The organism is Pseudoalteromonas sp. S327, from assembly GCF_005886415.1.
GTDB lineage: Bacteria > Pseudomonadota > Gammaproteobacteria > Enterobacterales > Alteromonadaceae > Pseudoalteromonas > Pseudoalteromonas atlantica.
This window is the reverse complement of sequence record NZ_PNDP01000040.1, coordinates 12,674-26,220: the sequence shown is the minus strand read 5'-3', so window position 1 is coordinate 26,220 and position 13,547 is coordinate 12,674. Positions and strand designations below refer to the sequence as shown.

Here is a 13,547-nt window from a genome sequence, read left to right as displayed (position 1 = left end):
GTTTATAAAAAAAATGCCTCATAATGAGGCATTTTTTTTGTCTATTTTATAGTGGATTAACTGCACCAGCATAGTTAATAGCACGGCGCTAAACATTAAGCTTGAAAACGGCACAGCACTTTTTGCATGCACCACCGCAAGCAATGGGCCAACGAGCGCGCCACTGCCAAAGCGCAGCGTCCCAATAACAGCGGTGGCGGTACCGGTGTTTTTTTCAAACTTCATTAATATTAATGAATCAGCATTGCTTGCTGTTACCCCTAGGCTCATCATTAAAGGCGCAATGGCCGCTACAATGTAATATAAAGAAAGCTGCAACAAGCTAAACGTAAGCAGTGCCAGCCCAGAGGCAAAGCCACATACAAGCCCTATGTACAGCATTTTTCGAGAGCCAATTCTTGGTACAATTCGGGTATTTAAAAAGTTACCACACATAAGTGCCATGACATTAAATGCGAATAAAATACCAAATAATTGCTCAGATACATTATATAAATCTAAGTATACAAAAGGCACTGAGGTTAAAAAGCAAAAAAAGCCAAACGAGACAAACATAGAGCTTAATATGTCTGCACGTGCATCTTTATTACTAAGTACCGTTTTATAGCTGTCGAAAAACAAGGTTAGGCCTTTTTTCTCATTTTTATGAATAGGGATATCAATTAAATACACTTGTACAAACGCTAAAATTAAAAAGCTATAGGCAGCAAGAACCAAAAATATGGTTGACCATACCGAAAACCCTAAAATAAACGACCCCACAGAGGGGGCAACTAAGGGCGCTACCATCATAATCATAGATACATACGACATGCCCTTAGCGGTGTTTTTTTGATAAATATGCCTAATTACGCCAGGCACAACCACCGTAGCTGCCGCGCCGGTGAATGCTTGCACGGCTCTAAGTACCCAAAAGGTGTGTATTTCGGTGGTAAAAGCTAGCGCAAATGAGCTTGCACCAAATAAGGTTAAGCCAATACGGGCTAGTTTTCGTCGTCCGAGTTGATCGGCAATAGGGCCAAAAAATAACATGCCTAGCGAGTAGCCAGCCAAATAAATACTTAGCGAAATTTGTACATTTGGCATAGTGGTTTGTAAATCGTTCGCAATAACCAACATGGCCGGTAAGTACATGTCTATAGCCAGCGGCGTAATAGCAACAATACTGGCTAACAAGGGTAACAAAATTCGGGTATTAAAAGACGAGGCCGAGGCGTCCATGTAGTCACTCAACATTCACTAAAAACAAGGCTTATAGTGTAACAGGGCTATGCAAGGGTATAAACTTAGTTTGTCTGGCAAGGTCATTTATTTATTAAAAATAAAAAGCGGCGTAATAAGGAGCAAAGATTCTAAACTGGCACTGTGTTTGCTATTCTACAACTAATAAAAAATTAAAGACTTGAAGGAAACACCATGAAAAAGCTAGCCCTTGCCTTACTCGCAACCGCAGTTTTAGCCGGCTGTAAAACATCGCCTACGGGGCGTACTCAAATTGCGCTGTATTCAGAGCAACAAATGAGTGAAATGGGCACCGCAAGTTTTGCTCAAATGAAGGAGTCACAGCCAATCAATAAAGATGCAAAAACCAATGCGTATGTAAATTGTATTGCTGAAAAGGTCGTGGCTGTTTTACCAAAAGAATACGCCTCACAAAATTGGGAAGTCGTGGTATTTGAAGATGAGTCGGCAAATGCCTTTGCATTACCTGGTGGCTACATAGGTGTTCATACGGGGTTATTAAAAATAGCGACCAATCAAGATCAGCTTGCAACCGTACTAGGGCACGAAGTGGGCCACGTTATAGCAGAGCATTCAAATGAGCGTGTATCGCAAAGCTCAATTTTAGATACCGGTATGCAATTAGGCAGCGCAGCGCTTGAAATGGGCAACGTACAATACCGCAACGAAATTATGCAAGGTTTAGGTTTAGGGGCGCAGTACGGCGTAGTTTTACCGTTTAGCCGTTCACACGAATCAGAGGCCGATACCATTGGCTTAGATTTAATGGCGCAGGCTGGCTTTAACCCACAAGAGTCGGTAACGCTTTGGCAAAATATGAGCGCAGCAGGCAGTGGTAGCACACCTGAGTTTTTATCTACTCACCCTGCACCGAGCAATCGAATTAATAATTTACAAGCACAAATGAGCGAAGCACTTAGCGAGCAAAGTACGGCTAAATCGCAGGGTAAAAACCCGCAATGTACGCTGTAAATTAGTTTTATATAAAAAGCCCCTGTAAGCAGTATACTTACAGGGGCTTTATTTTATTAAGTATCAAGCTATTAATCACTTAGTGCTTGTTTAAAAACTGCCTTAAATCGCTCAAAATCTTCTACTTGCGGTAAATGACCTAAATTATCAAGTTCAAACAGTTGCGCATCAGGAATAAGCGCAGCAGCGTGTTTTCCTAATTTATCGTAACGCCCCAGCTGATAATCTATCCCGTCTTTTTTCCAGTTTCGGCCAGGGCCTGTTCTGTCACGCGTACCAATAATTAATTTAACGGGGACGGTTAAGTCTTTAAATTCAGTGATCACCGGTTGGGTAAAAATCATATCGTAGGTTTTAGCGTTAACCCAGGCAATTTGCTCTTTATCTGGGCCTTGTATTTGCCCTGTAATAAAGTCGGTTAATGCTGAATACTGAGCATTCCATTGACCGTCGTAATAGTTTTTTTGCTGGTACTTTTTAACACCTTCGGGCGTTTTGTTAAGCTCATTTTTATAAAAAAAGTTGGTGTCTTTGTATTTTACATAGTGTAAGTAGTTTTCAAGCCCTATTGGATTAAGCAAAATCAGTTTAGTGGTTGTATCTGGGTACATTAATGCAAAACGGCTCGCTAGCATTCCCCCCATAGAGTGGCCAACAACAACCGACTTTTCAAGCTTTAGCGAGTCCATTAATGCATGTGTATGATGCGCAAGCGCCGCAAATGAATATTGATAGTTAGTGGGCTTTGAAGACTTACCAAACCCAATTTGATCGGGGATCAGCACCCCAAATCCAAGCGACTGTAAGTAACGGGCTGTGGGGCTCCAGTAGTCGGCATTAAAGTTTTTACCGTGCATTAGCGTCACTGTTGGCATATTTTTTTGCGTGGGTTTTAAATAAATATACGCCATTTTTAGCGATTGCTTTTGTGATGCAATATCAAAATAATTTACTTTAAAATCATACTGGTAATTTGTTAAAAGTGCATCGTAAGAGAGGGTTTTAGAGGGTTCTGTACTACTGGCAAATGCATTATTAGTAAAGGCTAATAATGCAGACAAACAAATAACTTTAATCGCTGGCATTTCCTTACTCCTATTAAAGGCAAGCACACGGCTTTAATTAAAGTAAGACAATAACTAAGTATTAAAGGCTGTTCAATTAAATAGTTTTCATGGCAAAAAAAGAGCACTGTTTAAGTGCTCCGTTTAAAAGTAATGTTGACTCTGTTTTACACTGTATGGACTTAAAAAGTCCACTCAACGTGTATTTGTGGAACCGATTCAGTGACCTCAGTGCCTAGCTTGTTATGCCAGTATTGCAGTTCCATACCCAGTAATAGGGTGTTTTCTTTCATTTCTAACGCGTGACCCATATCCCATACTAAAATAGGCTGTGCAAGTATCCACGCTTCTACGTCGTTACCAAATTCATCTTCGCGCTCTGCAATGTACTCAGCGTGTCCTTTAAAGCTAAATTTTTGCGAGCCTAGGGTAAACGGGTATTCAAAGGCTACATCAAACATCCAGCTGTTAGTTTCAATAGGGGCACCGCCTTTGGCTACGCCTTCACTGTCATCAATATAGGCAGTGACAAGTGTTTGAAAAAAGTTGAACCCAGGTACATCCCAGCTTAATTTAACACCCGGTAGGTATTTCATCATTTTGGCATCGCCGGCAACGTTAATTCCGCCAGTAAGGCCTACATCTAATAATGCACCTGCGCCAATTTTCTCACCGCTAATAGCCGATAAGCTTAGCGTTGAATACCATTCGCCGTAAAAGTCGCTATCTTGGTAGCCGTCGGTTGTATCGTCTTTGCTGTAATCAATAAAGAAAAAGTTATCACCGTAATCATAGCCCGATGCATGTTGCAGCGAGTAAACAGTAGTGTCTGATTCTTGCTTGGTAAATGGGTTTTTTTGGTCGCCATTATTAACATGTAATGCGGTACTGCTCCAATTAGCAGCAAGGGCAGAAGATGATAAAGCGATTGACGTAAGAGTAACGAGGGGAAGTATTTTTTTAAATTTCATAATCTATATTTAACTATAATTTTAGTGACACGCGAAAGCGCGCATTATAGCACAAGGTATTGATTTGTAGATTATTATTTTAACATATGTTGCAGCTTATTTATTAAGCTGCAACATAAGGTTTTGCACAAAGTTTAGGCTTTATTGCGGCGCAAACAAATAACGGCAATGGCAGTAAAGGCTAAAATAAAGCAGTAGTAAGATGACGTTGACACTTCCCACGGGCTAATTTTAAACGTAGCACCTAACAGTAATGCTTGAGCACCATAGGGCAGTGAGCCTTGCGTAACACAAGCAAAAATATCAAGTAAACTTGCAGAGCGTTTACCACTTATTTCGCCATCATCAGCAAGTTTTTTAGCAATAGGACCTGCAACAATAATTGATACCGTGTTATTGGCTATACACACGTTGCTGGTTAATACCAACGCAGCTATACCAAGCTGATCAGCTACTTTGCGGTGCCACTTGGCAATCACTTTTGTAATGGCTTGAATTTTTTGTGCCAGAAAATCAAGGCCGCCGTTAATACGAATAAATTCAGATAAGCCACCAATAAACATAGAAAGTAAAAATATTTCCTGCATATCGGTAAAGCCTTTGTAAATATCTTTTACAAAGCTTGCGCCTTCGTAGCTGCCGGTAAAGCCCATTAGCGCGGCAAATACAATACCGCTAAATAGCACCACAAACACGTTCATACCGGCAACAGCCAATACTAAAATAAAGGCATAAGGCAGCACTAATAATAAATCAAAATCTTTAGTTTCTACTGCTTGTGGAGCAGGTGTTAAATAAAGCAGCAAAGCAATGGTTAATACGGCAGCAGGAACCGCTATTTTTAAGTTTTCTTTAAACTTGTCTTTCATTTCACAGCCTTGCGTACGCGTTGCAGCAATAGTGGTGTCTGAAATAATAGAAAGATTATCACCAAACATTGCGCCCGATACTATAGTACCGGCCATTAGCGCAGGGTCGATGCCTGTTTTAACCGATACCGCATAAGCAATAGGTCCTATAGCACCAATGGTACCCATTGATGTACCCATTGCAGTAGAGACAACCGCAGCAATTAAAAATAGCCCAGGTAATAACAGCGACGGGGGAATAAGTGACAAGCCAGCGTTTACAACCGCATCCACACCACCGGTGGCACTTGCTACTGCCGAAAATGCACCGGCAAGTAAGTAAATTAAACACATGGTAATAATGTTGTTGTGTCCTGCGCCTTTAATAAAGGTTTCAACACATTGGTTTACAGTGCCTTTGTTTAAAATAAAGGCAAGCATAATAGCGGGTAGTATAGCAACCGGCGCTGGGAGCTGGTAAAAAGCGTAATCAACCCCTTGCGATTGTAAATATAAACCTGAGCCTAAAAAAAGGGCTACAAAGGTAAGAAGGGGAAGCAAAGATAGAATTGCTTTGTTTTTATTAAATGTTGGCTGCATTGTATTCCTCATAACCAGTTAGTATAACCACAGCCAAAACTCCTCTTTTAGCTGAATTTAGTAGATCACTCTTTAATAAAAAAGTAGATGACCACAGCGCCCGCAAGCCAAAGACCAAATCGACGCGAAAGGGAAGTTTAAATGTATAGATGGCTAAAGTAAACTGGTATTGTTATTATTATTTAATTAAGGGCTTACCTGACTATTGCACGACTTTTAGATAATATCTACCGGTGTGCGATTATATGCGGCTAATAATTGCTCAAAGCAAATTTAGGGCGGCAAATTAGTCAGGGTACGCAACAACAGATCCAACTAAATCAGATTAAGGCAATAACAATGAATCGAATAGGTGTTTTTGGTGCTAACGGCAGAATGGGCTTAGCCCTATTAGAAGCCGCGACAATTAAAGAGCAAGCACAACTTGGTGGTGCGTATGTTCGCAGCAGCTCATCGTTATTGGGTATTAATGTAAATCAAGTAAACAGTTCAGCCGACAAATCCATTAGCTTTAGCGACGAGAGCAAGGTTGCTGATGTTGATGTACTTATCGATTTCACGTTACCAGCAGGTATGCGCAATCACTTAAAAACAGCGCTCGATAAAAAACTGCCTATGGTTATAGGCACCACAGGTTTAACTAGCGAAGACATGGCATTATTAGAAAATGCTGCTAAACATATTCCTATTGTGTTTGCGCGTAACTACAGCGTTGGCGTTAATGTGTTACTTAACCTAGTGCAAACAGCGGCCACTAAGTTTGGTGACGACCTAGATATAGAAGTTTTTGAAGCGCATCATCGTCATAAAATAGATGCGCCATCGGGCACAGCATTAGCCATTGGTGAATCTATTGCACAGGCTAAAGGGTGGGATCACGATGAAGTAGCGGTATACGACCGCAGCCAAGTAGAAACCGCAAAATCGCAAAATGAAATTGGCTATTCAGTGCTAAGAGGCGGGGACATAGTAGGTGAACACACCGCCTATTTCGCAACTATGGGCGAAAGGCTTGAATTAACCCACAAAGCAAGTTCGCGAATGACCTTTGCATTAGGAGCTATAAGGGCTGCGCAGTGGTTACAAAATAAACCAGCAGGACTTTATGATATGCAAGATGTGCTAGATCTGAAGTAGTTTAGTTACTTTTTTAGCTGTTTGGGTCTATTTTTGCCTAAAGCGACTTATTTGTAGTATTTATCTAAATAACGTTAGACCTAAATAGCATCTTCATGTAGAATGCAGCCAATTTGCCAAAAATTACTAAATGCGTGTTTCCAATTATACCCAAGTGGCTAGTAAAACCAGGGGTTTCAGTGGGAATGAAAAGAGTTTTAGGCAAGAAAAATGATTGAAGGTTTAGCGTTTTATATCGGCATCATTTAAGACTGCGTAAAACAATTTAAGCTCACAAAAAAATCTGGTTTTGACGATCCCTCTGGGTATTGGCGGGGTGTTAAGCATTTGCTTACTCCCGTTTTTTACTGTTAGGAGGTTTAACTTGACTAAATCCGCTCTGTTAGTCCTAGAAGACGGCACAGTGTTTCGCGGTACTGCAATCGGCGCTGACGGCATGTCAGTCGGTGAAGTAGTATTCAATACGTCTATGACTGGTTATCAAGAAATTTTGACTGATCCATCATACGCGGAACAAATCGTAACTTTGACGTACCCACATATCGGCAATACGGGTACCAACAGCGAAGACGAAGAAGCGAATCAAATTTGGGCTAAAGGCCTAGTGATCCGTGATTTGCCACTGCTAGCAAGTAACTTTCGTAACGAGCAATCGTTAGATGATTACTTAAAACAACGTAATATTTTAGGTATTGCGGACATCGACACCAGAAAGCTTACCCGTATTTTGCGCGACAAAGGCGCACAAAACGGCTGTATTATTGCCGGTGACGAGTTAGACGAAAACAAAGCGTTACAAGCCGCGCAAACCTTCCCAGGTTTAAAAGGTATGGATTTAGCAAAAGTTGTCTCAACCAAGGAAAATTTTGAGTGGCGCGAATCAAGCTGGACATTAGGCCAAGGATTTAAAACCCTTAGCAGCGATGATGAAAAGTTTCATGTAGTAGCCTACGACTTCGGTGTTAAACGTAATATTTTACGTATGCTAGTTGATCGCGGTTGTAAATTAACCGTTGTACCAGCGCAAACCTCAGCCGCCGATGTACTTGCTTTAAACCCAGATGGTATCTTCTTATCTAATGGTCCTGGCGATCCAGAGCCATGTACTTACGCTATTGATGCAATTAAAACCTTTTTAGAAACCGACACACCAATTTTTGGTATTTGTTTAGGGCATCAATTATTAGCACTGGCCTCAGGTGCTAAAACAGTAAAAATGAAATTTGGCCACCACGGTGGTAACCACCCAGTAAAAGACTTAGACCGCGATGTAGTAATGATCACCGCACAAAACCACGGTTTTGCTGCCGATGAAGACACACTACCAAGTAACTTACGTGCCACGCACAAATCGTTATTTGATGGAACACTACAAGGTATTCATCGTACTGATAAGCCAGCGTTTAGCTTCCAAGGTCACCCAGAAGCAAGCCCAGGCCCGCACGATGCAGCCCCATTATTTGACCACTTCATCGACCTGATGCAAGCGCGTAATAACTAATTTAACTGGAGTAATAATGCCAAAACGTACCGATTTAAAAAGCATTCTTATCTTAGGCGCAGGCCCAATTGTAATTGGTCAAGCTTGTGAATTTGATTACTCTGGTGCTCAAGCGTGTAAAGCACTTAGAGAAGAAGGCTTTAGAGTTATATTAGTTAACTCAAACCCAGCGACTATCATGACCGACCCAGAAATGGCCGATGCAACGTACATCGAACCTATTCATTGGGAAGTGGTAGAAAAAATTATTGAAAAAGAAAAACCAGATGCAGTACTACCAACAATGGGTGGTCAAACGGCATTAAACTGTGCACTTGATTTAGATAAGCACGGCGTACTGGCTAAACACGGCGTTGAGCTAATTGGCGCAACCGCTGATGCAATCGACAAAGCAGAGAACCGTGAACGCTTTGACGTAGCCATGAAAAACATTGGTCTTGAATGTCCACGTGCTGAAATTGCTCACTCTATGGATGAAGCACACGATACGCTAACACGTATTGGTTTTCCGTGTATTATTCGTCCTTCTTTCACTATGGGTGGCACCGGTGGCGGTGTGGCTTACAACATGGAAGAATTTAACGAAATCTGTGAACGCGGCCTAGATTTATCACCAACAAGTGAGTTGTTGATTGATGAATCACTGATTGGCTGGAAAGAATATGAAATGGAAGTTGTTCGCGACAAAAAAGACAACTGTATCATTGTATGTTCTATCGAAAACTTTGACCCAATGGGTGTACACACTGGTGATTCAATCACCGTTGCACCAGCACAAACCCTAACCGACAAAGAATACCAATTAATGCGTAATGCCTCTATGGCGGTACTGCGTGAAATTGGTGTTGAAACGGGTGGTTCAAACGTACAGTTTGGTGTAAACCCTGATGATGGCCGTATGGTTATCATTGAGATGAACCCACGTGTATCTCGCTCATCAGCACTGGCATCTAAAGCAACGGGTTTCCCTATTGCTAAAATTGCCGCTAAGTTAGCAATTGGTTACACGTTAGATGAACTTCAAAACGACATTACGGGTGGTAAAACACCAGCGTCATTTGAGCCATCAATCGACTACGTAGTAACAAAAATTCCTCGCTTTAACTTTGAAAAATTTGCCGGCGCGAACGACCGCTTAACAACGCAAATGAAATCAGTGGGCGAAGTAATGGCGATTGGTCGTAACCAGCAAGAATCGTTACACAAAGCATTACGCGGTCTTGAAGTAGGCGCAACGGGCTTTAACCCAATTGTGGCACTTGATGACCCCAAAGCGCGCGAAAAAATTATTCGTGAACTACGCGAGCCAGGCGCTGAGCGTATTTGGTACATTGCCGATGCAATGCGCCACGGTATGAGCGTAGAAGAAGTATTTGAACTTACCAAAGTTGACCCTTGGTACTTAGTACAAATAGAAGACATTTTAAAAGACGAAGCTAAAATTGCTGAAGGTGGCATGGCCGGCTTAAATGCAGAGTTTTTACGTAAACTTAAGCGTAAAGGCTTCGCCGACCCACGTATTGCTGAAATTGCTGGTGTATCTGAAGCCGAAATTCGCAAAAAGCGTCATCAGTTAAACATTGTCCCTGTGTACAAGCGTGTTGATACCTGTGCTGCCGAATTTAGCTCAGACACAGCTTACATGTACTCAACGTACGATGAAGAGTGTGAAGCTAACCCGTCAGACAAAGACAAAATCATGGTTATTGGCGGCGGTCCTAACCGTATCGGCCAAGGCATTGAGTTTGACTACTGTTGTGTGCACGCAGCCCTTGCGCTACGCGAAGACGGCTATGAGACCATCATGGTTAACTGTAACCCTGAAACGGTTTCTACCGATTACGATACCTCTGACCGTCTATTCTTTGAACCAATTACACTTGAAGACGTATTAGAAATTGTACGTGTTGAAAAACCAAAAGGTGTGATTGTACAGTACGGTGGCCAAACACCACTTAAACTAGCACGTGAACTTGAAGCGAATGGTGTGCCAGTAATTGGTACTTCACCAGATGCGATTGACCGCGCAGAAGACCGTGAGCGTTTCCAACAGTTAGTAGAGCGTCTTGATTTACTACAACCAGAAAACGCAACAGTTACATCAACTGAAGAAGCATTACTTAAATCAGGTGAAATTGGCTTCCCACTGGTTGTGCGTCCATCGTACGTACTGGGTGGCCGTGCAATGGAAATTGTTTACGATGAGCAAGACTTACGTCGTTACATGACCGAAGCGGTACAAGCTTCAAATGAAGCGCCAGTACTACTTGATCACTTCTTAGATAACGCAATCGAAGTGGACGTTGATGCAATTTGTGACGGTGAGCAAGTAATTATTGGCGGCATAATGGAGCACATTGAGCAAGCGGGTGTTCACTCGGGTGACTCAGCATGTTCATTACCTGCACACTCTTTATCACAAGAAGTGCAAGATGTTATGCGCAAACAAGTAACCGATATGGCACTTGAGCTTGGCGTAGTGGGCTTAATGAATACACAATTTGCTGTAAAAGATGGCAAAGTGTACTTAATTGAAGTGAATCCACGTGCGGCGCGTACTGTACCGTTTGTATCTAAAGCGACCGGTATTGCACTTGCAAAAGTAGCCGCGCGTTGTATGGCGGGTCAGTCTTTAGCAAGCCAAGGCATTACTAAAGAAGTAATTCCACCGTATTACAGCGTTAAAGAAGTTGTTTTACCGTTTGCTAAGTTCCAAGGTGTGGATCCTATCCGTGGCCCAGAGATGCGTTCTACAGGTGAAGTAATGGGTGTTGGCGATACTTTCGCCGAAGCGTTCGCAAAAGCACAATTAGGTGCAAGCAACACTTTACCACGCGGTGGTCGCGCGTTACTATCTGTACGTAACAGCGATAAGTCTCGTGTTGTAGAACTTGCTAAAACCATGACAGACCTTGGTTTTGAAATTGATGCAACAGGTGGCACAGCAGAGGCTTTAAAAGAGGCCGGTATTGAAGTACGCCGTGTAAACAAAGTATATGAAGGCCGCCCGCATATTCTTGATAACATCAAGAATAAAGAGTACAGCTATATCGTAAATACCACCGAAGGTCGCCAAGCGATCGAAGATTCGAAGGTGTTGCGTCGTGGTGCATTGCAAAACAAAACCAACTACACGACAACCTTGAACGCGGCATTTGCTAACTGTACTGCTAACCAAGCGGACGACCGTAGTAAAGTGACGTCAGTTCAAGAGCTACACCAGCGATTGAACTAAGGAAATGTACCAAGGCCACTAGGCCTTGGTGTTAAGTGAGAAAAGTATGCAATCAATTCCGATGACAGTTCGTGGCGCAGAGTTACTGCGCGAAGAGCTTAACGAATTAAAAACAGTTACCCGTCCTAAAATCGTAAATGATATTGCGATTGCACGTGAACATGGTGACTTAAAAGAAAACGCTGAATACCACGCAGCGCGTGAGCAACAGGGTTTTTGTGAAGGCCGTATTCAAGAAATTGAAGCTAAGCTTTCAAATGTGCAAATTATTGACGTAACTAAAATGCCTAATACAGGTAAAGTTATTTTTGGTACTACTGTCACTATTGTAAATGTAGAAACAGATGCCGAAGTAACCTACCGTATTGTGGGTGATGACGAAGCAGATATTAAAAATAACTTAATTTCTGTTAACTCACCGATTGCGCGCGGTTTAATTGGTAAACAAACAGATGATGCTGTGACCATTAAAACGCCTAAAGGCGACGTTGAGTACGAAATCATTGACGTTGAGTATCTTTAATATTTAGCTCACAGTAATGTACAAGCAAAAACCGATGCAATTGCATCGGTTTTTTTATACCTAAAAACTAGCTAATAGCAACTTACCCCCATAAACCCCATATATAACACCACCCCTCAAAATAAAGAGCTGAGTTAAACGGATTGGCATAATTGGATTGCTAAAAAAGCGCGTGCCATTACCCGTTAAAAAATTTATAAATAAAATGGTGACTGCATAAGTGCTAAACACACTCTACGCTTATTCATATTGCATAAAGAGTGTGCGTGTTGATATAGGTACATTCATATAGGTAATGTGTAAATGCATAACGGCTTTTACACACTGGAATCACTTTATTAAAAGGAACATTCATGGCTAATATACTTTATCCAGCGCCTTTAAAAGTAGGCTCTAAAATTGCTATTTGCTCGCTATCGTCGGGCTTAAAAGAAAAATACCATGCACGATTAGATAGAGTGATAGACGGTTTAAAACACCGTGGTTACGAGGTAGTAGAAGGGGAGTTTTTACGCCAAAATAAACCCCGCGATGAATTAGATGCAAAAGCGCATGCCAAGCAATTAATGGGCTTTTTGCTAGACGATGAGGTTGCCGCCATTATGCCGCCAATGGGCGGAGAGCTGGCGATGGAAATTTTGCCACTACTGGATTTTAACGCCATAAAAGAGGCCAAACCTAAATGGCTGGTGGGTTTTTCTGATGTGAGCACAATTGCCTGTGCACTTACGGCTAAGTGCCAATGGGCAACACTTCATAGTGCCAACCTAATGCAGCTTCACCCAGATGAAACAAACCCCTACAGCTTACAAATTTTTGAAACCATTACCTACGAGTCGGGAAGTAAATTTGAGCAAGGACCTTCTGCTTATTATCAAAAAAATAAACCCAATTACGCACAAAACCCCGATGAGCTGCTAGCGCCAAGCGAGCCTACCCAGTGGCAGTGCCTAAATTACACAGATGAGCGCACAATAGAGATGTCTGGGCGCTTATTTGGCGGCTGCCTTGATACCGTAGGGTTATTGCTGGATTCGCCATTTTTAGCATTGCATGACTTTAAAAAACACAGTGCGAACGAAGGGCTAATTTTATACTTAGAAAATTCAGAGCTTACCCCTACCACCGTGGCGCGATTTTTACTGTCGCTCAAACTTGCCGGTGTATTTGATGATATTAACGGCCTTATTTTAGGGCGCAGCGAAATAACACAAAGTCATCACGATGCATTTGATTACCGCCATGCGCTAGACGTGGCATTGGGTGGTTGCTTATTCCCGGTAATAATAGATGCTGATATTGGCCATGTGCAGCCAAATTTAAACTTAGTTAATGGCGCAAAATGCTCACTCACGGCCGATATTAACCAAGGTAAAGTACTCAATGCCTCACTAAATACTGAGCTTATTTAACGTTTATTTTTGAATAACGTATAAATACACGCGTATAATGCG

At 42.0% G+C, this 13,547-nt stretch carries 10 protein-coding genes; 6 read left to right on the top strand and 4 right to left on the bottom strand.

Going from position 1 to position 13,547, the window contains the following annotated elements:
* Nucleotides 1-18 precede the first annotated feature (18 nt).
* Nucleotides 19-1,221: a Bcr/CflA family multidrug efflux MFS transporter gene (locus tag CWB60_RS13110; RefSeq protein ID WP_138578711.1), complete on the bottom strand. Its 1,203-nt coding sequence runs from the start codon at nucleotides 1,219-1,221 to the stop codon at nucleotides 19-21.
* 195 nt (nucleotides 1,222-1,416) lie between these two features.
* On the opposite strand from CWB60_RS13110, the gene CWB60_RS13105 reads away from it, so the two are divergent.
* A complete protein-coding gene (locus CWB60_RS13105; RefSeq protein WP_024033379.1) occupies nucleotides 1,417-2,214 on the top strand; it encodes a M48 family metallopeptidase in 798 nt (265 codons plus the stop codon).
* A gap of 71 nt (nucleotides 2,215-2,285) precedes the next feature.
* Here the strand turns inward: CWB60_RS13105 and CWB60_RS13100 are convergent, their stop codons facing one another.
* From CWB60_RS13100 to CWB60_RS13090, 3 genes are all read right to left on the bottom strand, one after another.
* A complete protein-coding gene (locus tag CWB60_RS13100; protein WP_138578709.1) occupies nucleotides 2,286-3,299 on the bottom strand; it encodes an alpha/beta fold hydrolase in 1,014 nt (337 codons plus the stop codon).
* Between the two features lie 161 nt (nucleotides 3,300-3,460).
* The gene (locus tag CWB60_RS13095) at nucleotides 3,461-4,249 is read right to left on the bottom strand and encodes a hypothetical protein (RefSeq protein ID WP_055255029.1); all 789 of its coding nucleotides are present in this window, start codon (nucleotides 4,247-4,249) and stop codon (nucleotides 3,461-3,463) included.
* A 134-nt stretch (nucleotides 4,250-4,383) separates the two neighbouring features.
* Nucleotides 4,384-5,697 carry a Na+/H+ antiporter NhaC family protein gene (locus tag CWB60_RS13090; protein ID WP_004588096.1) on the bottom strand — a complete coding sequence of 438 codons (1,314 nt, stop codon included), beginning with the start codon at nucleotides 5,695-5,697 and terminating at the stop codon, nucleotides 4,384-4,386.
* A gap of 339 nt (nucleotides 5,698-6,036) precedes the next feature.
* On the opposite strand from CWB60_RS13090, the gene dapB reads away from it, so the two are divergent.
* The 5 genes from dapB to CWB60_RS13065 all read left to right on the top strand — a co-directional run bounded on the left by dapB (nucleotide 6,037) and on the right by CWB60_RS13065 (nucleotide 13,505).
* Nucleotides 6,037-6,834 (top strand): 4-hydroxy-tetrahydrodipicolinate reductase, encoded by a 798-nt coding sequence (gene dapB / locus CWB60_RS13085; protein WP_055255032.1) that lies wholly within the window; start codon nucleotides 6,037-6,039, stop codon nucleotides 6,832-6,834.
* A 364-nt stretch (nucleotides 6,835-7,198) separates the two neighbouring features.
* Nucleotides 7,199-8,335 carry a glutamine-hydrolyzing carbamoyl-phosphate synthase small subunit gene (gene carA / locus CWB60_RS13080; protein WP_004588094.1) on the top strand — a complete coding sequence of 379 codons (1,137 nt, stop codon included), beginning with the start codon at nucleotides 7,199-7,201 and terminating at the stop codon, nucleotides 8,333-8,335.
* Nucleotides 8,336-8,351: 16 nt separating this feature from the next.
* On the top strand, nucleotides 8,352-11,570 hold the full coding sequence (carB, locus tag CWB60_RS13075) for a carbamoyl-phosphate synthase large subunit (RefSeq protein ID WP_024033384.1): 3,219 nt from the start codon (nucleotides 8,352-8,354) through the stop codon (nucleotides 11,568-11,570).
* 46 nt (nucleotides 11,571-11,616) lie between these two features.
* The gene (gene greA / locus CWB60_RS13070; protein WP_004588092.1) at nucleotides 11,617-12,093 is read left to right on the top strand and encodes a transcription elongation factor GreA; all 477 of its coding nucleotides are present in this window, start codon (nucleotides 11,617-11,619) and stop codon (nucleotides 12,091-12,093) included.
* 353 nt (nucleotides 12,094-12,446) lie between these two features.
* Nucleotides 12,447-13,505 (top strand): S66 family peptidase, encoded by a 1,059-nt coding sequence (locus CWB60_RS13065; RefSeq protein WP_024033385.1) that lies wholly within the window; start codon nucleotides 12,447-12,449, stop codon nucleotides 13,503-13,505.
* Nucleotides 13,506-13,547 lie beyond the last annotated feature (42 nt).

Excerpts from the sequence above, each read along its gene's own strand:
- greA (WP_004588092.1), top strand. The coding sequence starts at position 11,617 with ATGCAATCAATTCCGATGACAGTTCGTGGCGCAGAGTTACTGCGCGAA.
- CWB60_RS13065 (WP_024033385.1), top strand. The coding sequence starts at position 12,447 with ATGGCTAATATACTTTATCCAGCGCCTTTAAAAGTAGGCTCTAAAATT.
- CWB60_RS13110 (WP_138578711.1), bottom strand. The coding sequence starts at position 1,221 with ATGGACGCCTCGGCCTCGTCTTTTAATACCCGAATTTTGTTACCCTTG.
- CWB60_RS13100 (WP_138578709.1), bottom strand. The coding sequence starts at position 3,299 with ATGCCAGCGATTAAAGTTATTTGTTTGTCTGCATTATTAGCCTTTACT.
- dapB (WP_055255032.1), top strand. The coding sequence starts at position 6,037 with ATGAATCGAATAGGTGTTTTTGGTGCTAACGGCAGAATGGGCTTAGCC.
- CWB60_RS13095 (WP_055255029.1), bottom strand. The coding sequence starts at position 4,249 with ATGAAATTTAAAAAAATACTTCCCCTCGTTACTCTTACGTCAATCGCT.
- CWB60_RS13090 (WP_004588096.1), bottom strand. The coding sequence starts at position 5,697 with ATGCAGCCAACATTTAATAAAAACAAAGCAATTCTATCTTTGCTTCCC.
- carB (WP_024033384.1), top strand. The coding sequence starts at position 8,352 with ATGCCAAAACGTACCGATTTAAAAAGCATTCTTATCTTAGGCGCAGGC.
- CWB60_RS13105 (WP_024033379.1), top strand. The coding sequence starts at position 1,417 with ATGAAAAAGCTAGCCCTTGCCTTACTCGCAACCGCAGTTTTAGCCGGC.